The organism is Rhodothermales bacterium (assembly GCA_041391505.1).
GTDB lineage: Bacteria > Bacteroidota > Rhodothermia > Rhodothermales > JAHQVL01 > JAWKNW01.
In genome coordinates, this window is the sequence record JAWKNW010000022.1 from 72,068 (window position 1) to 92,872 (window position 20,805).

The 20,805-nt window shown below is 65.9% G+C and carries 18 protein-coding genes; 14 read left to right on the plus strand and 4 right to left on the minus strand.

The features are described from left to right. Nucleotides 1–31: 31 nt before the first annotated feature. Nucleotides 32–814, minus strand: a complete 783-nt coding sequence (locus R2834_18260; protein MEZ4702284.1) for a DUF1080 domain-containing protein — start codon at nucleotides 812–814, stop codon at nucleotides 32–34. Nucleotides 815–1,050: 236 nt separating this feature from the next. Here R2834_18260 and R2834_18265 point away from each other — a divergent pair, with 236 nt between their 5' ends. The 7 genes from R2834_18265 to R2834_18295 all read left to right on the plus strand — a co-directional run bounded on the left by R2834_18265 (nucleotide 1,051) and on the right by R2834_18295 (nucleotide 7,243). Then, a complete protein-coding gene (locus tag R2834_18265; GenBank protein ID MEZ4702285.1) occupies nucleotides 1,051–1,827 on the plus strand; it encodes an HAD family phosphatase in 777 nt (258 codons plus the stop codon). Nucleotides 1,828–1,852: 25 nt separating this feature from the next. Continuing rightward, on the plus strand, nucleotides 1,853–2,761 hold the full coding sequence (gene gnd / locus R2834_18270; protein MEZ4702286.1) for a decarboxylating 6-phosphogluconate dehydrogenase: 909 nt from the start codon (nucleotides 1,853–1,855) through the stop codon (nucleotides 2,759–2,761). A 305-nt stretch (nucleotides 2,762–3,066) separates the two neighbouring features. Further along, a complete protein-coding gene (zwf, locus tag R2834_18275; GenBank protein ID MEZ4702287.1) occupies nucleotides 3,067–4,527 on the plus strand; it encodes a glucose-6-phosphate dehydrogenase in 1,461 nt (486 codons plus the stop codon). Nucleotides 4,528–4,775: 248 nt separating this feature from the next. Then, complete coding sequence (gene pgl / locus R2834_18280; protein MEZ4702288.1) at nucleotides 4,776–5,492, plus strand: 6-phosphogluconolactonase; 717 nt, start codon at nucleotides 4,776–4,778, stop codon at nucleotides 5,490–5,492. A gap of 51 nt (nucleotides 5,493–5,543) precedes the next feature. Then, nucleotides 5,544–6,191 (plus strand): dihydrofolate reductase family protein, encoded by a 648-nt coding sequence (locus tag R2834_18285; GenBank protein ID MEZ4702289.1) that lies wholly within the window; start codon nucleotides 5,544–5,546, stop codon nucleotides 6,189–6,191. 81 nt (nucleotides 6,192–6,272) lie between these two features. Continuing rightward, entirely contained in the window at nucleotides 6,273–6,611 is a 339-nt protein-coding gene (locus tag R2834_18290) for a hypothetical protein (protein MEZ4702290.1), read from the plus strand. A gap of 29 nt (nucleotides 6,612–6,640) precedes the next feature. Continuing rightward, a complete protein-coding gene (locus R2834_18295) occupies nucleotides 6,641–7,243 on the plus strand; it encodes a GNAT family protein (protein ID MEZ4702291.1) in 603 nt (200 codons plus the stop codon). Here R2834_18295 and R2834_18300 read toward each other — a convergent pair. Then, the gene (locus R2834_18300) at nucleotides 7,205–8,419 is read right to left on the minus strand and encodes a serine hydrolase (GenBank protein MEZ4702292.1); all 1,215 of its coding nucleotides are present in this window, start codon (nucleotides 8,417–8,419) and stop codon (nucleotides 7,205–7,207) included. The two genes, R2834_18295 and R2834_18300, sit on opposite strands and share 39 nt — an antisense overlap. Nucleotides 8,420–8,686: 267 nt before the next feature. On the opposite strand from R2834_18300, the gene R2834_18305 reads away from it, so the two are divergent. The 4 genes from R2834_18305 to R2834_18320 all read left to right on the plus strand — a co-directional run bounded on the left by R2834_18305 (nucleotide 8,687) and on the right by R2834_18320 (nucleotide 15,146). Then, nucleotides 8,687–9,406 (plus strand): DNA alkylation repair protein, encoded by a 720-nt coding sequence (locus R2834_18305; GenBank protein MEZ4702293.1) that lies wholly within the window; start codon nucleotides 8,687–8,689, stop codon nucleotides 9,404–9,406. An 88-nt stretch (nucleotides 9,407–9,494) separates the two neighbouring features. Beyond that, entirely contained in the window at nucleotides 9,495–10,280 is a 786-nt protein-coding gene (locus tag R2834_18310) for a hypothetical protein (protein MEZ4702294.1), read from the plus strand. A 191-nt stretch (nucleotides 10,281–10,471) separates the two neighbouring features. Then, on the plus strand, nucleotides 10,472–13,588 hold the full coding sequence (locus R2834_18315) for a PSD1 and planctomycete cytochrome C domain-containing protein (protein MEZ4702295.1): 3,117 nt from the start codon (nucleotides 10,472–10,474) through the stop codon (nucleotides 13,586–13,588). An 82-nt stretch (nucleotides 13,589–13,670) separates the two neighbouring features. Then, entirely contained in the window at nucleotides 13,671–15,146 is a 1,476-nt protein-coding gene (locus R2834_18320) for a DUF1501 domain-containing protein (protein MEZ4702296.1), read from the plus strand. Nucleotides 15,147–15,158: 12 nt separating this feature from the next. Here the strand turns inward: R2834_18320 and R2834_18325 are convergent, their stop codons facing one another. After that, a complete protein-coding gene (locus R2834_18325) occupies nucleotides 15,159–15,647 on the minus strand; it encodes a DUF6314 family protein (GenBank protein MEZ4702297.1) in 489 nt (162 codons plus the stop codon). Between the two features lie 97 nt (nucleotides 15,648–15,744). Here R2834_18325 and R2834_18330 point away from each other — a divergent pair, with 97 nt between their 5' ends. Together R2834_18330 and R2834_18335 are read left to right on the plus strand one after the other, a co-directional pair. Next, nucleotides 15,745–16,089: a hypothetical protein gene (locus R2834_18330; protein MEZ4702298.1), complete on the plus strand. Its 345-nt coding sequence runs from the start codon at nucleotides 15,745–15,747 to the stop codon at nucleotides 16,087–16,089. A 54-nt stretch (nucleotides 16,090–16,143) separates the two neighbouring features. Further along, complete coding sequence (locus tag R2834_18335; GenBank protein ID MEZ4702299.1) at nucleotides 16,144–17,616, plus strand: FAD-dependent oxidoreductase; 1,473 nt, start codon at nucleotides 16,144–16,146, stop codon at nucleotides 17,614–17,616. A 5-nt stretch (nucleotides 17,617–17,621) separates the two neighbouring features. Here R2834_18335 and R2834_18340 read toward each other — a convergent pair whose 3' ends face one another. After that, nucleotides 17,622–18,344 (minus strand): SDR family NAD(P)-dependent oxidoreductase, encoded by a 723-nt coding sequence (locus R2834_18340; protein ID MEZ4702300.1) that lies wholly within the window; start codon nucleotides 18,342–18,344, stop codon nucleotides 17,622–17,624. 179 nt (nucleotides 18,345–18,523) lie between these two features. On the opposite strand from R2834_18340, the gene R2834_18345 reads away from it, so the two are divergent. Continuing rightward, nucleotides 18,524–20,743: a transferrin receptor-like dimerization domain-containing protein gene (locus tag R2834_18345; GenBank protein MEZ4702301.1), complete on the plus strand. Its 2,220-nt coding sequence runs from the start codon at nucleotides 18,524–18,526 to the stop codon at nucleotides 20,741–20,743. Nucleotides 20,744–20,805 lie beyond the last annotated feature (62 nt).

Here is a 20,805-nt window from a genome sequence, read left to right on the forward strand (position 1 = left end):
GGCGCATGGATCGTTTGGACGCCCGACGGCGTCACTCCAGTTCCCGCAGCCAGATATTCCGGAATCGGACGGGATGGTCGTGATCCTGCAGCGAGATCGGCTCCCGGTCCCCGTGCATCGCATAGGGCGGACGGACGTGGTGCCCGGTCGGACCCGTCAGCACGACGTTATCCTGCACGAGTACGCCGTTGTGAAAGACCGTCGCCCGCGCCGGCGACGCCAGCGTCCCGTCGGCGTTAAAACGGGGACGATGGAAGATGATATCGTACGCCTGCCATTCGCCGGGTCCGCGCGAGGCGTTCACGAGCGGCGGATACTGCCCGTAGATCGCCGACGCCTGCCCGTCCGGATAGGTCTTGTTGCCGTACGAATTCAGCACCTGCACCTCGTAGCGGTTCATCAGAAAGATGCCGCTGTTGCCGTTGTCCTGCCCTTCGCCGCGGGGCGGGTTCGGGCTGGCCCACTCGACATGCAGCTGCACGTCGCCGAAACCCTGGCGTGTCTCGATGCCGCCGGTTTTGGGGGCGACTTCAAAATACCCGTTTTCCACCTTCCACGGCGCCGTGCTGCCGTCCTTCTGGCTCTTCCACCCGTCGAGGCTCTTGCCGTCGAACAGCACGACCGCGTCCGCCGGCGGCTTGATCGGGGCGGCGAGACCGGGGCCGGTCTGCACGATGGGCGGCTGGGGGCGGTTGAGGTCGTGAACCTCCCAGGCACTGAGGTCGGGGACCTCCTGAGCCCGCACCGCCGCGGGGACGAACAGGCCGGCGCAGAGCAGCACCAGGCAGCACAGAGTAGAAACCGAACGCGTCATGATCGTAGGAGCTGGTTGATAACGAGAAGGTAAATATGGCGCATCGGCCGCAAAGCTGCAATCTCTCGCACGCCGGAACCCCCGCCCTCCCCGACCCTTTAGTTTCCCGTCCCCCCGTCGAACCTATACTCGATACCTTTTCGTGGCGTTTTGCCAGGCCTTCGCGTGCCGTAGCCGCGGGAGGCCGGCGATCGTCCTGCGTTCACCCTGGCTCCGACGCGCCGAGCGTCAGGCGCATGGCTCAACTCTCCGCCGTCATCTTCGACCTCGACGGGACGCTCGTCAACACCGAGCGGCTCAAGGCGCAGTCCTATGCCCGCGCCGCGCAAACCCTTTCCGCGACGCCGATCGACGAGCAGGTGTTCTTCGACGCCTTCGAGGACGTCGTCGGGCGCTCCCGGCACGAGGTGGGCGAGGCGCTCATGCGGCGGTTCCAGCTGGAAGCCGGCGCGCAGCGCGCCATGGGCGAACTCGGCGTGGCATCGCCGCTGGACGCCTACCTCACGATCCGGCTTCGGATCTACGACGAGATCCTGGCGGATCCGCGAATCATCCCCGACAACGTCTTCCCGCACACGCTCGCCGTGCTCCGGCGTGCGGTCGAAAAAGGACTGGCCACGGGGCTCGCCACGATGTCGCATCGCGAGCAGACGCATCGCATCCTCGAGACGCTGGGCCTGTTCGACGCGTTCGATGTGATCGCGACCCGCGAGGACGTCGAACGCGGCAAGCCGGATCCAGAAATCTATATTCACGTTGCAAGGCACATGAATCGGCCCCCCGAGCATTGCCTTGTCATCGAAGATTCCGTCGCCGGCGTCGAAGCCGGCATCGCTGCCGGCATGACTGTTGTCGCCGTCAGTACGCCCTTCACCAAGGAGCGGCTGATCCAGGCCGACCTGCTCCCTCCAGAGCAACTCATACACGACCCCTTGCTTCTCACCGGCCTCGTCGACCACCTCGTGTTCGATGCGGGCCGGCATCACGATGATCATCAATCCGTTCCCCGATAGACCTATGGAAGTCACCAAAAAAACCATGCAAATTGCCATGATCGGCCTGGGCAAGATGGGCGCCAATATGACGGTGCGCCTCTTGAACGACGGCCACAATGTCGTCGCCTTCGACCTCAACGAAGACGCTGTCCGCAAAGCCGAAGCCGCCGGCGCCGTCGGCGCCCGCACGCTCGACGAAGTGGTCGCCCGGATGAGCGCCCCGCGCGTCGTATGGGTGATGGTGCCTGCCGGAAAAGCGACGGAGAGCACGGTGGAAGCCCTCGCCGAACGGCTCTCGCCCGGCGACCTCATCGTCGACGGCGGGAACAGCAATTTCAAGGGCACGATGCAGCTCGGCGAAGCCGTCGAGGCGCGCGGGCTGCACTTCGTCGATGTCGGGACGAGCGGCGGGGTCTGGGGGCTGAAGGAAGGCTACAGCATGATGGTCGGCGGCAGCGAAGCGGCCGTCGCCCTGCTCCGGCCGGCCCTCGAATCGCTCGCGCCGGCGGCCGACAAAGGCTGGGGCCACGTCGGACCGATCGGGGCCGGGCACTTCGTCAAGATGGTCCATAACGGCATCGAATACGGCATGATGGCCGCCTTCGCCGAAGGCTTCGCCCTCATGCGCAAGCGCACCGACTACGGGCTCGACCTCGCCCAGATCGCCAAAATCTGGCAGCACGGCAGCGTCGTCCGCTCCTGGCTCCTCGACCTCACGGCCGAGGCCCTCGAGGAAAATCCCGAACTCGACGACATCGCGCCCTACGTCACCGACTCCGGCGAGGGCCGCTGGACCGTGTTCGAAGCGATCGACCAGGACCTGTCCGCCCCGATCATGACCCTCGCCCTCCTGCAGCGCCTCCGCTCGCGCGAGGAAGAAGGCTTCACCGAAAAACTTCTCTCCGCCATGCGGAATAAGTTCGGCGGGCATAGCATCAAGAAGGCAGTCTGAAGGGTAAGGTCATGAGCGTGCTGCGCACGCGGTCAGGAGCCTGCGGCGGGGATGAGCGTGCTATGCGCGCGGTCAGGAGCCTGAGGCGGGGATGAGCGTGCTATGAACGCGGTCAGGAGCCTGCGGCGGGGATGAGCGTGCTGCGCACTCGGTCAGGACATTTTGCCTGACTGCGGACAACGGCCGCTCATGACCCATATCCTGACCGCGGACAACGGCTGCTCATGACCTCTTGCCCGACCGCGGACAAAATCCGCTCGTTACATGTTCAGCCCCGACATTCTTCACATAGATTCACCTCTCCCATGAACGGAGCACACGCGGAACCTCATCTTTTTATCGTCTTCGGCGGCACGGGCGACCTGATGCGCCGGAAGCTGTTGCCGGCCCTGTTCCAGCTGGCGGGCAATTACCAGCTGGGCGATCGATTCCAGATCCTCGGCGTGGCCCGAAGCAACGACCACGACGACGCCTCCTATCGCGAGTTCGCGGCTTCGGCGTTGCATGAATTCCTGGGGATGCAGGACGAGTACGTCAGCAAATGGTGTGAGGATTGCCTGCATTTCCAGAGCATCCAGAAAGGGACGGCCGAGGATTTCGCGGCGCTCGGCAAGCGGATCGAGGAAGTCGAGCAGCGGCATGGCCTACCCGGAAACCGCGTCTTTTACCTGGCGCTCGGCCCGTCCGCGTTCCCGTCGACGATCATCGGGCTCGGCGAAGCCGGCCTGAACGAGAGCGCCGGCTGGACGCGCCTCGTGATCGAGAAGCCGTTCGGACACGACTTCGAGTCGGCCCAGGCGCTCAACGCGACCGTGCATGCGCACTTCAAGGAGACGCAGGTCTACCGCATCGACCACTACCTCGGCAAGGAAACGGTGCAGAACCTGCTCGCCTTCCGGTTTTCGAACCCGATGTTCGAATCCGTCTGGAATCGCGACCGCGTGGAGAACGTGCAGATCACCGTGTCGGAAGACCTCGGGGTCGGGACGCGCGCCGGCTACTACGACCAGTCGGGCGCCCTGCGGGATATGGTCCAGAACCACCTCACGCAGCTGCTGACGCTGACCGCCATGGAGGCGCCGGCGGCCTTCGAGGCCGACGCCATCCGCGATGAGAAGGTCAAGGTGCTCCGCTCGATCAAGTCGATCCGCGCGCGCGACGTCATCTTCGGGCAGTACGACCACACCCAGAACAACGGCCACTCGACCCTCGGCTACCTCGAGGAAGACGGCGTGGCCAAAGGATCCAAGACCGAGACGTTCGTCGGCCTCCGGCTCCACATCGACAACTGGCGCTGGGAAGGCGTCCCGTTTTATCTCCGCACGGGCAAGCGGCTCCGCAAACGCGTGACGCAGATCATCGTCAACTTCAAGATGCCGCCCGTGTCGCTGTTCCAGACGTTTGAAGGGTGCCATCTGCACTCGAACACGCTGGTCATGACGCTGCAGCCGGACGAGGGCTTCGTGCTCTACTTCGATGTCAAGCAGCCCGGTCAGGGCATGAACCTCCAGCGGCAGGCGCTCAAGTTCCGCTACTCGGAGAAATTCGGCCCCCTGCCCGACGGCTACGAGACCCTGTTGCACGACGTCATCACGAACGACCAGACCCTGTTCGTCCGCGCCGACGAGGTGGAAGCGGCCTGGCGGCTTTATGAGCCGCTGATCGAGCTGCCGATCCCACGCTATCCGTACGAAAGCGGCGACTGGGGCCCACAGGAGGCGCACCAGCTGCTCGCGGAATACGGACATCGCTGGGTGACGGGGTGAGCGCCGGCGAGCCGGCGCTCGTTCCAGGTTTCAGGTTCCACGTTCCAGGATCTCCACCTGCATGCTTAATGCCTTGACGACTGGGTTGCATGCATCGTATCGTTGCAGTCGCGCCACGCCGGTGTAGAAAAACAATAACGAGGCGACGACAAGTACCCGGCCCCTCCTCGTCTTGAGGAGGGGCGAATCCGGATATCGTATCCCGATATCCGGATGGGGTGGAGCCACCGCCGCAGGTTAGCAGCCCGATGCCCATCCACATCTCCCCCGACAAGGAAACCCTGAGCCGGCGCGCCGCCGAAGCGGTCGCCGAGCGGGCGCGTGCCTGCGTGGCCGAGCGCGGCCGATGCACGATCGCCCTCGCCGGCGGCAGCACGCCGCGACGCCTCTACGAAATCCTCGCCACCGAACTGCGAGACGACGTCCCGTGGGAACGCCTGCACCTCGTCTGGGGCGACGAGCGCCACGTGCCGCACGACGACCCGAAGAGCAACTTCCGGATGGCCCGCGAGGCGATGCTGGACCGCGTCCCGCTGCTCCCCGATCACATCTACCCGACCCCCGTCGCCGGCGCCCCCGATGCCGACGCCGAAGCCTATGCGCGCCGCATCGACGCCCTCCTCGCCCCCGACGAGGGCCGGCTCGACCTCGTCCTCCTCGGCCTCGGCGACGACGGCCACACTGCCTCCCTGTTTCCCGGCTCGCCTGCCCTGGGCGAAACCGAGCGCAGCGTCGTCGCCGCCCCGGCGCCCGTCGCCCCGCACCAGCGGATCACGCTCACCTTCCCGGTCCTGAATCGGGCGCGCGCCGTATTTTTCCTCGTCGCCGGCGCCGACAAGGCCCCGGCGCTCGCCTGCGTTTTCGGCAAACCCGGCGGCGTCGCGGAGTGCCCCGCGGGCCGCGTGCAGCCGGACGGCGGCGAGGTGATCTGGTGGCTCGACGAGCCGGCGGCGGCAGGACTTTAGGCCGCTGTCACCTTTGCCGCATCATCCCCTGGAACCCAAGCCTGTTGCATCATGCCTACCGTTCGCGTAGAAAGCTTTTCCATCTCCCTCGACGGCTTCGGCGCCGGCCCGCATCAGAGCCTCGAAAACCCGCTGGGCGTCGGCGGCGGCGCCCTGCACGGCTGGGCCGCGGCCACGCGGACGTTCCAGGAGCGCGTGTTCGGGCAGAACGGGGGTGAAACCGGGTTGGATGACGACATCGCGGTGCGCGGCTTCGAAAACATCGGGGCGTGGATCCTGGGGCGCAACATGTTCGGCCCCGTCCGCGGCCCGTGGCCCGACGAATCCTGGCGCGGATGGTGGGGCGAAAATCCCGTCTACCACGTTCCGATCTTCGTGCTCACCCATCATCCGCGACGGCCCCTCGAGATGGAGGGCGGCACGACGTTTTATTTCATCACCGACGGCCCCGAGGCCGCGCTCGAACGCGCCCGGGATGCCGCCGGCGACAGGGACGTGCGCATCGGCGGCGGCGTGCAGACGATCCAGCAATACCTCCGGAAGGGCCTGATCGACACGATGCATATCGCGATCTCCCCCGTCCTGCTCGGAGCCGGTGAACGCCTGTTCGAGGGGATCAACCTGCCGGAACTGGGCTACACCGGCGTACGGCACGTGGCCTCCCCCGCCGCGACACATGTCTTTATTACCCGAGGATGAGCGAGGTCTGTGGGTAAGCACATCCTTCTCCTGATCGCCGGCATCTTGCCTGCGGCCTCCGGACTGGCTCAGCCGGCATCCTTGGAGGTCATAGCTGAAAAAATCGTATTGTTTATCGAGCCGGACTCCTCCGGGATCGAGCGCTTGAAACGCGAGATGGGCGAGGAGGCCTTCTATGTCGCCGCCGACGACGCCATGTGGTATCGGGCGGAGGCCGTGCAGCTCCTCGACAGCCTCCACATCGCGCACCGATCGGTCTACCGGCAGGACCTGCGCTTCATGGTCGACGGCATGCCCCGCACCTACGACTGGGCCAGCATCGAAGCGGCGTGGTACGTCGTGCTGTACGATGGCCGGCGGGAGCCCGTCCTCTCTTCCAGCATCGACCTGAGGAACGATTTGCAGGCATTCTGGCCTTAACGCATCAGGGCCAGCCCCGACAAAACCATATGACGCGATTTACCCTGGGCGAAGACATTGAAGCGCGCTCGTTATGCACGTCCGACGCGCCGGCCGTCCACGCACTTATCACGGCAAACCGCGCGCACCTGGACCGCTGGCTGCGCTGGTCGTCGTCGGTGCAGACGCTCTCGGACGTGCAGGCGCTGATCACCCGTTTCGAGGAGAAGGAGGCCATCCGTGACGGTTTTCATCTGGGGATCTGGGACAACGGCGTATTGGCCGGCGGGGTGGTCTGCTGGTACATCCACCGCGAAAACAGGAACGCCGAAGTGGGTTACTGGCTCGGGGCGTCATCCCAGGGAAAGGGCCTCGCTACCCGCGCGGCCCGCGCCGTCATCGCACATCTATTCGAGGCGGAACGACTGCATCGGATCGAAATGCAGTGCGGCGTCGACAACACGGGCAGCCGTGCCGTCGCAGAACGATGCGGCCTCCTCGCCGAGGGGATCCGGCGGGACTCCCACTGGATCACCGATCGCTTCGTGAACCACGTCGTCTACGGCATCCTCACCACGGAGTGGAAGCGCGCCGATGACGCGGTGGTCGACGGATCACAACCAGAGAAAGGCCGCGTGATCGACCCCGGTTGACGCACGAATGATGCGCCGGCACAGATTGAGGCCCGTATCGCCGTTTGTGAAAATGACGATCCCGGTGCGACTCGCCGGATGCGCGAGCACAAAGTTTTTCCAGCTGCCGTTATCACCCCATTGCCAGAGGTAGTGATCGCCGGCCGCCGCTGCATCTTCCGTTTCCGATGCCTCCGTGCCCAACCCAAGGCCCCACCCCAGCGCGCTGTTGATGTGAACGGCTGGCGTCATCGCGAGTTGTCTTGTTTCGGGTTTCAGACCGACGCCGGATACGTCTCCGCCCAGCAAGGCGACCAGATACGTCGCGAAATCTACCGGCGTGGTGACAAGGCTGTACGCCGCGTTCGGAATGATGGATTGCGGGAGCGTCGACGATTCGGGGGCGACACGCGCCATGGCCTCGCGAACGTCCTCGTTGGTATAGTCGGCCAGCATGCGATTATTGGCGTCGGCATCACGTTGCAGCTTTTCGGCAAGGGTCTTCCAGAATACATCGTACGCCGAACGGCTACCGTGCCCGGCAACCAACCGCTCGGCCCAGTCCGGGCGCCAGCCATAGGCCGACGAGTCCATGCCGAGCGGAGTGAATAGCCGATCCCGCATGAACCGGTCGAGACCATGACCTGTGATGTGCTCGATGGCGCGCTGGAGATAATAGTACCCCTCGCCCGAATAGCTGAACGCCGACCCTGGCTCGAAGGCGAGCTCGAGCGGGTCGCCGGCGTTCCGGTACCAGTTCCGCAGCCCGGAGGAATGGCTCAGCGCATGCCGCGCGGTGATGCGGTCGGCCCGGGGATCGTCCGGAAAATGATCCGGCACATATGATTTTAAGGGACGATCGAGGTCGAGCAGCCCCTCGTCCACGAGATGCAGGGCGGCAAACGCGAACACCGGCTTGCCGAGAGAGGCAGCGGCCCAGAGTGTCTGGTCTCCGACAGGCAGCGATCGGCGTCGATCCGCGAAGCCGTGTCGATACTGCCACGCGATCTCATCGCCCTGCACGAGAGCCAGACCGATACCGGGCACGCCGGCGATTTCCATGAGCCGCGGGATCTGCCGCTGAAAATCCTCCGAAGGCGGACGGATGGGCGGTAAGGCACCCTTACGCTGACGGACGAATCCGTTCGGACAGATGGCGGGAAGCGCGCATAGCGATACGAATGAACGTCGATTCATGGGAGTAGCCGTTGGAGAGCGATGGGTAAGGGACGGCATTCCCTACGGCCCTTGAGGCGTGGGGATGCAGATGCCGGCAGGTATACAGATTGGGCCCGGGGAGGTCGTTGCCGGCGAAGCCACCCGTTCGACATGCGCAGGGTTGCCTAGAGCATCGCCAGCAGCGCGATCCACCGGGTCAGGTTATGGAGGGCAAGAAACGTGAGATACATGAAGACGTTTGCGTATAGCGCGACTGACCTATCCACAGGAAAACCGGCAGCCCCCATGCATGCAGACGTCGTACGTCAGGTCCTGGAATCCCTCGCGAACCCCGACATCGCCGCCCATTCGCAGCGGTTCTTCAAGACCGCCCCCGGAGAATACGGCGCCGGCGACCTCTTCCGGGGCATCCGCGTCCCGAAGCAGCGCGAGGTCGCCCGGCGATTCCGCTTGCTGCCCTTCGAGGAAACGATCGCGCTGCTCCAATCCCCCTACCACGAGGACCGGCTCGTCGCCCTGTTCATCCTCGTCGACCAGTACAAGCGCGGCGACCCGGCCACCCGAACGCGCGTTTATGACGCCTACCTCCGCCATACGGCGAGGGTCAACAACTGGGACCTCGTCGACAGCTCGGCGCACCTCATCGTCGGGCCGCAGATCGAAGCGACGGGCGAGCGCGACGTGCTGGACCGGCTGGCCGCCTCGAAGAGCCTGTGGGAACGCCGCATCGCCATGATCGCGACCGCGCATTTCATCCGGCAGGGCGATTTCAGCGACGCGCTCCGCATCGCCGAGACCCTCGTCGAAGACCCCGAAGACCTCATCCACAAGGCCGTAGGCTGGATGCTGCGGGAGATCGGCAACCGGTCCGTCGACGCCGAGGAGGCCTTCCTCGATAAACACGTCCGGCGTATGCCCCGGACCATGCTCCGCTACGCCATCGAAAAATTCGACGAGGGTCGCCGGCAATGGTACCTGCGCCACCCGACCGCCGGGAAACCGTAACCCTGCACCGCTGCCCCCGGCGCGTGGGCACGCAACGGGAACGACGGGACGTCGTATCTTGACCCATCCCGCAAACCCGAACACGCCCATGTCCAACGAGCGCCTCTATACCGAAAAGGAAATCAGCGCCATCCTGAAGCGCTCCGGTGAAATGCACGCCGAAAAAGGAGCCGCCGAGACACAGGGCCTGACGCTCGCTGAGCTGCAGCAGATCGCGGCCGAAGTCGGGATTTCGGCAGACGATGTGGCGTCGGCCGCGGCCGAGTTGGAGCGCAGCGGCATCGAGACCGGGGGTTTTTCGTGGCCGGGTTTTCCGACCACCCTCGAGATCGAGCGCGTCGTGCAGGGCGAGATCACCGAGGAGGAGTGGCCGGAGATCGCCTCGGCCATCAGCGACGCGTTCGGCGTCGTAGGCAGTTCGGGGCAGGTCGGCCGCATGATGGAGTGGACCTACACGGGCCGCAAGATGTCCCAGCTGCAGGTTTCGCTTACGCCGCGGGACGGACAGACCAAAATCCGGATTCGGGGCAACTACCGGCGACGCGCCCTCGTCGCCCTCGGTCCGCTCATGCTGGGCCTTTCGTTGCAGGGCGCCATCATCGCCATGGGTTCGGGTCTGACCTGGCCGGCTATGGCAAGCGTCTTCATCGCCGTCGCGACCACGCTGTATTTCCTCATCCGGTTCATCTTCACGACGTTCCTGGGCCGGAAGGAACGCGCCGCGCAAAAGCTCATCCGCCGCATCGAGCAGCTCGTCGCATCGTCCCGGCCGGAGACCGCGCCCGCCGGCGCGACGCACACACCGCTCGACGTGCCGGCCGCCGATCCCGCCCAGTCCATCGCCCCCCCACCCCGAAACCGCGACCGCGCATGACCGGCCCTTCATGACCCAGCCCTCATGACCGCTTACTCATGACCCTCCTTCATGACCGCCCCCTCATGACCCTTCCTTCATGACCCTACCTCCTAACCGCACAACTGGCGCATTGGCCCTGGATGACAGGGGGGCATTGTCAAAGCACGGCGGGTTTCGTTCCTTCAGGTAGACTTCACGCGCCTATCGACATGTCCACGCTCCGTCCTTTCGTTATTCTCGTCCTGCTGCTCACCGCTGGCTGCCTGCGTCCCGATGACCCCACGCCGGCGGAGCAGGTCGCCGCGCTGGGGGAGATCGACTTCAACTTTCACATCCGCCCGATCCTCTCGCAGAACTGCTACACGTGCCACGGCCCCGACGCCGGCAGCCGCGAGGCCGACCTGCGCCTCGATACGCCCGAGGGCGCCTATGCCCCGCGCGACAGCGGCTTCGCCATCGTCCCGGGCGACCCCGCCGGCAGCCAGGTGATGTTTCGCCTCACGGCCGCCGATCCCGAGGAGCGGATGCCGCCGGCCGACTCGCACTACGAACTCACCCCCGTCCAGATCGAAACCATCCGCGCCTGGATCGCGCAGGGCGCCGTCTACAAACCGCACTGGGCGTTCATCCCGCCCGTCAAGCCGGAGCCGCCGGCCGTGGCAGGCGTCGCGCCGGCCAACCCGATCGACGCCTTCGTCCGCGCCCGGCTCGACCGGGAGGGCCTGAAACCGGCCCCCGAGGCGGACCCGCGCACGCTGATCCGCCGGCTCTCCTACGACCTCACCGGCCTGCCGCCGACCCCCGAGGCCGTGCACGATTTCCTCGCCGACACCCGCCCCGACGCCTACGAGCGCCTCGTCGACCGGCTGCTCGCGTCCCCCCGCTTCGGCGAACGCATGGCGGTCCACTGGCTCGACCTCGCCCGGTATGCCGACACCAACGGCTACTCGATCGACGGGGGCCGGCACATGTGGGTCTGGCGCGACTGGGTGATCAAATCCTTCAACGACAACCTGCCGTTCGACGACTTCGTGCGCCAGCAGCTCGCCGGCGACCTGCTGCCCGAAGCCACCGAGGCCCAGCTGATCGCCACCGGCTTCAACCGGAACCACATGATCACCCACGAGGGCGGCACGATTCCGGAGGAAAACCTCACCAACTACGTGGTGGATCGCGTCAAGACCACCGGCGAGGTCTTCCTGGGCCTCACCGTCGCCTGCGCCCAGTGCCACGACCACAAGTACGACCCGATTTCGCAGCGCGACTACTACCGGCTCTTCGCCTACTTCAACACCCTCGACGACCAGGGGCTCGATGGCAACAGCGGCGTCAACGCGCGCCCGACGATCATGGCCTCGACGCCGCTCGTCGACACCCGGGAGATCGAACGGCTCCGCGTCACGCTGGACAGTCTGCATGCCCTCGAAGCGACAGACCACCCCGCCCAGCCGGCGTGGGAAGACGACGAGCGCCGGCATCTCGCCGAGCGGGGACGCGGGTTCGGGCTTATCCCCCTGGAGCCCATCAAAATCACCACCCCCAACTCGGGCAATACCGGCAGCATCCTGCCCGACAGCTCGCTGCTGATCGATCAACCCGGCGGCATGGCAGCCTACAACGTGTCGCTTCGCGCCGACACCGCCGAGCCGATCACCGGGCTCCGCGTCGTGTTTTACCCGGATGCCGTCACCCGAGGCTACATCGGGCACGGCCGGCGGGACGACATGCAGGGTTCGCTCGTGGTCTCGTCCCTCACCGTCAGCAACGGCGAGTTGCCGTCCGACCAAGTCGACCTCTACCGGACCATCCCGCTGCGGTCGGCCACCGCGAGCTTCGCGCACCCCGACTTCCCCGCGAAGTGGGTGCTCGACGAAGAGCCGCTGAACGGCTGGTCCCCCAACCCGGCCAACCGCACCGCCCAGCATCTGACGGTCAGGTTCCAGCAGCCCGTCGACGCCGGCGCGACGCCGTATCTCACGGCGATGCTCAACTTCGGGATCGGCAGCAACCTGATCGCCGGCCGCTTCCGGATCTTCGCCATCACGGGCGTTGACGACGATACGAACCTGCCCGCCGGCATACAGACCCTCCTCGCAACAGCGCCCGCGGAGCGCACCGCCGAGCAGCAGTCGCAGCTTCGCGCCTACTTCTATGCGGAGGCGCCGCAGGCCGGCCTGCACCGGTATGCCATGCAGAATGCCGCGCAGCGCATCGACGCACTGGAGCACCCGCAGCCGACGATGGTCATGAACACGGCGGCCACGCCCCGGGAGACGTTTATCCTCAACCGCGGGCAATACGACCAGCCGCAGGACGCCGTTGAGCCCGGCACGCCGGCGTTTCTGCCCGGGCTGGAAGAAGGCCCTCCCGGCCGGCTCGGCCTGGCCGAATGGCTCCTCCAGCCCGACCACCCGCTCACGGCGCGCGTCGCCGTGAACCGGTTCTGGCAACTGTTTTTTGGTCGCGGCATCGTCGCGACGGCGGCGGACTTCGGCTCCCAGGGCGCGCTGCCCACCCATCCCGAGTTGCTGGACTGGCTCGCGGTGTCGTTTGTCGATTCCGGGTGGGATGTCAAGAACCTCGTCCGCCAGATCGTGACGTCCGACGCCTACCGGCAGGATTCCGGCGTGAGCGAGGCGGCGCGCCGGCGCGATCCGGAGAACCGACTCCTCGCCCGCGGGCCGCGCTTCCGGCTCCAGGCCGAATTCATTCGGGATACCGCCCTCATGCTGGGGGGATTGATGAACGGGCAGATCGGCGGACCGAGCGTCAAGCCGTACCAGCCCGCCGGCCTGTGGAAGGAGGTGAGCCACTACGGCAGCTCGCCGGCAACGGCGCAAGTATTCGTCCAGGATCATGGCGAAAAACTCTATCGCCGCAGCATGTACACGTACTGGAAGCGGACGTTGCCCCCGCCCTCGATGGTCACGTTCGACGCGCCCAACCGGGAGATGTGCACGGTCACCCGCGAGGTAACGAACACGCCGCTCCAGGCGCTGGTCCTGCTCAACGACCCGCAGTTCGTGGAGGCCAGCCGCGCCTTCGGCCAGCGGATCGCCCTGGCGCCGGGCGATGTCGATGCCCGCCTCGCCCTCGCCTTCGAGATGGCCACCAGCCGGCTGCCCAACCGCGAGGAGCTCGCCATCCTGAAACACCGTTTCGAGGAAGAACTCGCCGCCTACCGCAACGCACCCGCCGATGCCGAAGCCTTGCTGAGCATCGGGGAATCGCCGCGCGACAGGGCCCTCGACGCCCCCGAACACGCCGCCTGGACCACCGTCGCCAGCCTGATCCTGAACCTCAGCGAAACGGTGACGAAAGGGTAGCCGCACGGATTCCTGTTCCGACTTCAAAGACGTGCTGCGCGCGCTTCCGTACTTTCAACCTCGCCCATTGAACGAACCCGCTATGGACAATCCGCTCCTCTCCACGTTTGAAAACCTGCACTCCCGCCGCGCTTTCCTCGGGCGCGCCGCGCAGGGGCTCGGCCGGATGGCGCTCGGGGCGATGTTGTTTCCCGAATTGATGGGCGCGGCGGATGCCCTCGGATTGCCCGGCGCCGGCCCCGCGCTCCAGGCGCCGCACTTCGCGCCGCGGGCCAAGCAGGTGATCTACCTGTTCCAGTCGGGCGGCCCGTCGCACGTCGACCTGTTCGACTACAAGCCCGTCATGCGCGACCTGCACGCGAAGGAATTGCCGGCGTCCATCCGGGGCGACCAGCGGCTCACCGGCATGACCTCCGGACAGAGCGCCTACCCGGTCGTCTCCCCGATGTGGAACATGACGGCCAGCGGAAGGCACCGGACCTGGATCAGCGATCTCCTGCCCCACACCCAGACGATCGCGGACGAGATCTGCATCGTGAAGTCGATGTACACCGAGGCGATCAACCACGACCCCGCCATCACGTTCATCAACACCGGCAACCAGCAGATCGGCCACGCCAGCCTCGGCGCGTGGCTGAGTTACGGGCTCGGGAATATCAACCAGAACCTGCCGGCGTATATCGTGCTGCTCTCCCAGGGCACCGGCAAAAACCCCGGCCAGCCGATCTACCATCGCCTCTGGGGCAACGGCTACCTCCCGTCGAGCCATCAGGGCGTGCTCTTGCGGCCAGGAGCCAATCCCGTCCTCTACCTCCAGAACCCGGGCGGCGTGAGCGCGACGCAGCGCCGGCGCCTGCTCGACGACCTCGCCGAACTCAACCAGCACCACGCGGACGACGTCGGCGACCCCGAGATCCACGCGCGGATCAACGCCTACGAGATGGCCTATCGGATGCAGACCTCCGTGCCCGATCTCACCGACCTGTCGGACGAACCCGAGTCGACGTTCGACCTCTACGGGCCGGAGGCCCGAAAACCCGGCAGTTACGCGGCGAACTGCCTGCTCGCGCGCCGGCTCATCGAACGCGGCGTCCGCTTCGTCCAGCTCTTCCACCGCGGCTGGGACCAGCACATCGCCATCCAGAAACAGCTCCCGGCGCAGTGCCGCGACGTCGACCAGGCCTCGGCGGCGCTCGTCAAGGACCTCAAACAGCGCGGCCTGCTCGATGAGACGCTCGTCGTCTGGGGCGGCGAGTTCGGGCGGACCATCTACAGCCAGGGTACCCTCGGCAACCAGAACTCGGGCCGCGACCACCATGGGCGCTGCTTCAGCGTCTGGATGGCCGGGGGCGGCATCCAGCCCGGCATGGAATACGGCGTCACCGACGACTTCGCCTACAACATCCTCGACAACCCGGTCCATATCCGCGACCTGAACGCCACGATCCTCCACTGCCTCGGCATCGACCACGAACGCCTCACCTACAAATTCAGGGGGCTCGACCAGAAGCTCACCGGGGTGGAAGAGGCGCATGTCGTCCGGGGTATCCTGGCCTAGGAGCAGGGCGCCTCAGCCGCTCCGGTAGCGGGTCGTCAGCTGCTGGTCCTTGACCGGCCCCTGAACCCGCCAGCGGAGCGAGAAGCCGGCCGGCGACGACGTGATCGCGGCCTCATACACGTCCGCCCCGCAGCGATGCGGCGCCACGGTGCGCCAGTCGTTCGTCTTGCGTCGCACCAGCGTCACCAGAAAGAGAGGTCGGTCCGCTCCAAAACGAAGATGGGAGAGGTGGAGGTGCCCGCTGCCGGCGTCCCAGACCCATCGATAGGCGGTTGAAAAGGCGATGCCGGCCAGCGGACCGCTTGTCCAGACCCCGCGTTCGATCGTCTCCACCGCGCAGGGCGAGGCCATCGCCTCGACGCGAATCACGGCTTCCCCGATGCACAGGCCGACGTCACCCGTGCGCGTCTCGACACGCGACGCGCGCGCGGCCAGCAGATGGCGCCAGAAGTCGGGCCCGGGTTCGTCGTGCGAAGCGTGCATTTCAGGGGAATAGATCACAAATCGATAACGTTTAGCGCATTTGGAATCATCCACCGTAACTTCGCCGGCGGCCGGCGTACTGACCTGCATTCCATCGACATCCCGAGCAACCCCAATGTGGCAGACCTTCGTTGACTGGTTTTTGAGTCTGGGCCCAAAATACGGCGTCAACCCGATCATCTTCGGCAGCATCTACGTCGGCGCCATCCCTTTTTTCACCCTGAGCCTCGCGTGGCTGGTGCGTAACCTCCGGGCGAACAAGCCGATCGTGGCGCCCACGCTGCTCGCCGGCTTCTTCTTCATCTCGGCCTATCTGTACCTGTTGATCGCCGGCCGCAACATCCCCCTGTGGGTCTATGCGTTTATCGCCGGCATGGTCGCGTTCGGGGTCTACTCGACCGTCAAAAAGATCCGCGGCCAGGTCGCCGCTCCGATGGATCGCCCCGATGGCGCTCCGTGATCGACCCCACACCCCCTCCGTACTGACGCAACACCCTGCTCCATACTCGCACCTATGCCCTACACCCACGACGTAATCGTAATCGGCGGCGGCGCAGCCGGCCTCACCTCCTCCGGCATCGCCGCCAACTTCGGCGCCAAAACCATGATGATCGAGCGGCACAAACTGGGGGGCGACTGCACCTGGACCGGCTGCGTGCCCAGCAAGGCGATCCTGAAAGCGGCCAAGGTGGCGCATTACATGCGGGAAGCAGCGGCCTACGGGATCACCGACCAGCCGGTCGACATCGATTTCGCGAAAGTCATCGGCCGTGTCCGCCATATTCGCGAGGAGGTGTACGAAGATGCCGATAGCCCCAAAATCTTCGAGCGGATGGGGATCGACGTGCGGACGGGGCAGGCGGCCTTTGTGGATGCCCATACGATCGAACTGACGCACGCCGGCGGATCCGACCGGTTCAGCGCCCGCTACATCGTCATCGCCGCCGGCGCGAGCGCGTTCGTCCCGCCCATCGAAGGACTCGGCGACGTCCCCTATCTCACCAACGAGTCGCTGTTCGAAATCGACGCGATGCCGCGGCGCTTCGCCATCGTCGGCGGCGGCCCCATCGGCACGGAGATGTCCCAGGCGTTCGCCCGGCTCGGCGCGCAGGTCACCGTGATCGACCGCGGCGGCCAGATTATGAGCAAGGACGACCCGGAGCTGGCCGGCCTGCTGCAGCAGCAGCTGAGCAAGGAGGGCGTCGCGTACGTGATGAACGCCGCCGTAAAAAAGGTGTACCGCAAGGACGGCGCGATCGCCATCGAGGCCGAATCGGGCGGGCAGACCCGGATCATCGAGGCGGACGGCCTCCTGCTCGCCACCGGCCGCGCGGCGAACGTGGACGGGCTCAACCTCGAGGCGGCCGGCGTCGACTACACGAAACGCGGCATCCCGGTCAATGAGAGCGGCCGCACGAACGTGAAGCACATCTACGCGATCGGCGATATCGCCGGCCGGTACCAGTTCACGCACATGAGCGAGCATATGGCCAAGGTGGCGATGACGCGCATGCTCCTCAAGGTGCCGATGAAGTTCGACATGAAACACGTCCCCTGGGTCACGTTCACGGAACCCGAACTCGGCCATGTCGGCGCGACGCAGGAGGAACTCAAGAAAAAAGGGATCGCCTACGAGGAGTACCGCTTCCCCTACACGAAAGTGGACCGCGCCGTCACCGAAAGCGAGCCGAACGGGCTGATCAAGGTGTATGCGAAGGCCTTCAACGGCAAGATCCTGGGCGCGGATATCCTGGGCGTCAGCGCCGGCGAACTGATCAGCGAATACGCCGTCGCCATGCGCAACGGCATCTCGCTACGGCAGCTCGCCGACACCATCCATCCCTACCCCACCTACGCCCTCGGAGCCCGGCGGGCGGCCGACCAGTGGTACGTCCGCAAACAATCCGCCGGCTTCGTCAAACTGCTCCAGTTCCTGTTCCGCTACAAAGGCCAGGTGAACGCCTACCAGCCGGGCACGGTCGTTTGATCGACTCATTTCCCCGAAGGGCGCAGCGGCCGCATGACCACCTCGCTGATGAGGTAGTTGTCCGGAGCCTCCAGCACGTGGATGACCGTCGAGGCCACGTCTTCGGGCATCATCGGGTTGGCGGATCCGCCCGAGCCGGCGACGTCGCCGAAATGGGTCGCCACCGAACCGGGGCACACGCTCGTCACCTTGATGCCGTCGTTGCGGACTTCCTTCATGAGGGCCTCGCTAAACCCGCGCAGACCGAACTTCGTGGCGTTGTAGGCGGCCAGGTTGGCGTTGCCGACGAGGCCGGCGACCGACGCGATGTTGACGATGTGGCCGCCGAAACCGGACGCCTCGTTCTGCTTCTTCATCGCCGGCAGCACCGCGCGCGTGCACAGGAAAACGCCGCGGAGGTTGGTCTCCATCTGGAGATCCCACTGCGAGAGGGTCTGCGACGCCACCGGGCCGAACTGCCCCAGGCCGGCGTTGTTGACGAGCACATCCACACGCCCCTCCTCCTCGATCACGTGGCCGACGGCCGTTTGCACCTGGTCTTCTTCCCGGACATCGCACACGATGGGGTGAAACCGGTCGCCCAGGGCGTCATGCAACCGCTTCAGTTTGTCCTCGGATCGGGCCAGACCGTAGACGATGGCGCCCCGCTCGATGAGGGCGCGGGAGAAATGATCGCCGAGGCCGCTGCTGGCGCCGGTCACGATCGCTACTTTGTCGTTCAGATTCATGGGTTCGGGCTGTCTGGGGTGGATGGAGGTATGGCTGCTAAACGCCCCATCGCCGGATTGGATCATTCCACCGAAATGGCGTACGTTGGGCGGGCACGGCCGTAAGACGTGGCTGTCGGACACGACGGTCGGACGCGGCATGCCGTGTACCTGCCTGATCGTTCATCCCAACCTGTGTTATGCGTCTGACTCGTATCGTACTGCTCGCCCTCACCCTGGGCTTCGCGTCCCACGCCGACGCCCCGCTGCTCGGCTTCAAACCTGAAAACGTCGCCGGCCAGCGCGCGCTGGAAGCGCAATTCGAAAGCCACCTCGACGCCGGCAACCTCGACAGCTGGATGAAGACCATCACCTCGCGGCCCCATCATGTCGGTTCGCCGGGGGCGAAGGCCAATGCCGACTTCGTCGCCGCGAAATTCAAGGAATGGGGATACGACACCGAGCTGGAGGTCTTCAACGTGCTCTTCCCCACCCCGAAAGAGCGCCGCGTCGAGTTGATCCTCAATGGCAAGGTTGCCTACCGGGCCCGCCTCGATGAGCCAGCCCTCAAGCAGGACGCCACCTCCGCCATCCGCAAGGACCTGCTCCCCCCGTACAACGCCTATTCGGCCGACGGCGACGTGACGGCCGAACTGGTGTACGTGAACTACGGCACACCCGAAGACTACGACGATCTCGAACGCCTGGGCATCAGCGTCGAGGGTAAAATCGTAATCGCGCGCTACGGGAGGTCGTGGCGGGGCATCAAACCCAAGCTGGCCTATGAACACGGCGCCATCGGATGCATCATCTATTCCGATCCCCGGGAAGACGGCTACTTCCAGGGCGAGGTGTACCCCGAAGGCGCCTATCGGCCCGAGTTCGGCGCGCAGCGCGGCTCCGTGGCCGACATGCCGCTCTTCCCCGGCGACCCGCTGACGCCGGGCGTTGGGGCCAAGGAAGATACGGACCGCCTCTCCCTCGAGGAAGCGCCCACCCTCATGAAGATCCCCGTGCTCCCGATCTCCTACCAGGACGCGCAGCCGCTCCTCGAGGCGCTGGGCGGCCCGGTGCCGCCCGCCGGCTGGCGCGGCGGGCTGCCGTTTACCTACCACATCGGCCCCGGGCCGGCGACGGTGCGCATCAAGCTCGCCTTCAACTGGGATATCGTGCCGGCCTACAACGTCATCGCCCGCATGCCGGGCAGCACGTATCCCGACCAGTGGATCATCCGCGGCAACCACCGCGACGCGTGGGTGTTCGGCGCCGCGGACCCGACCAGCGGCACCGTCGCCATGATGGAGGAGGCCCGCGCCATCGGTGAACTCGCGAAGACGGGATGGCGGCCGAAACGGACCCTCGTCTATGCCAGCTGGGATGCCGAAGAGCCCGGCCTCATCGGCTCCACTGAGTGGGCCGAATACCACGCCGACGAGCTGAAGCAAAAAGCCGTGGTCTACATCAACTCGGACGGGAACGGCCGCGGCTTCCTCGGCATGGGCGGCTCGCACACCCTGGAAAAATTCATCAACGAAGTCGGCCGCGACATCACCGATCCCGAAACCGACGTGACGGCCGATGCCCGCCTGCGCGCCCGGATGCGCGCCAGCGGCAACGACGACGAGGCCCGCCGCGCCGACCTCCGGATCTCGCCGCTCGGCTCGGGTTCGGACTGGACCCCGTTCCTCCAGCATCTCGGCATCGCCTCGCTGAACCTCGGCTATGGCGGTGAGGGCGGCGGCGGCTCGTACCACTCGACCTACGACTCGTACGACCACTACACCCGCTTCGGCGACCCCGGCTTCACGTATGGCGTGGCCCTCGCCAACACCGCCGGCCGGACCACGCTCCGCCTCGCCAACGCCGATGCGCTGCCGTTCGCCTACGCCAATTTCGCCGACATCGTGAAGGTCTACCTCGCGGAAGTCCAGAAACTCGCCGACACCATGCGGTCGGACACCGAAAAGCTCAACACGCGTGTCGCCGACGGCGTCTACACCCTCGCCGCCGACCCGACCGAGCGGTACGTCCCGCCGGCCGCCAAGGCCCCGGTGCCCCACCTGAACTTCGCTCCGCTCGAAAATGCCATCGATCGCCTGGAGAAGCAGGCGACGGCCTTCGACAAGGCGCTGCAGGGCGGCATCCGGGACAATACGCTGTCCACCGAGCGCATCGAGGCGCTCAACCGGGTCATGATGAAAACCGAACAGGCCATGACCGCGGCGTCAGGGCTGCCCAAACGCCCCTGGTTCACCCACCAGATCTACGCGCCGGGCTTCTACACCGGCTACGGCGTCAAAACGCTCCCGGGCGTCCGCGAAGCCATCGAACAACGCGAATGGGCCGAGGCCACCGAGCAGATCGAACGCGTGGCCGGCGTGCTGAACGACGTGGCGACGATGCTGGAGAACGCGATGTGAGCGGTGCGGGATTGGGGAGCAGGGGAGCACTAACACCCTCCCGCTCTCCCCAATCCCCGTAC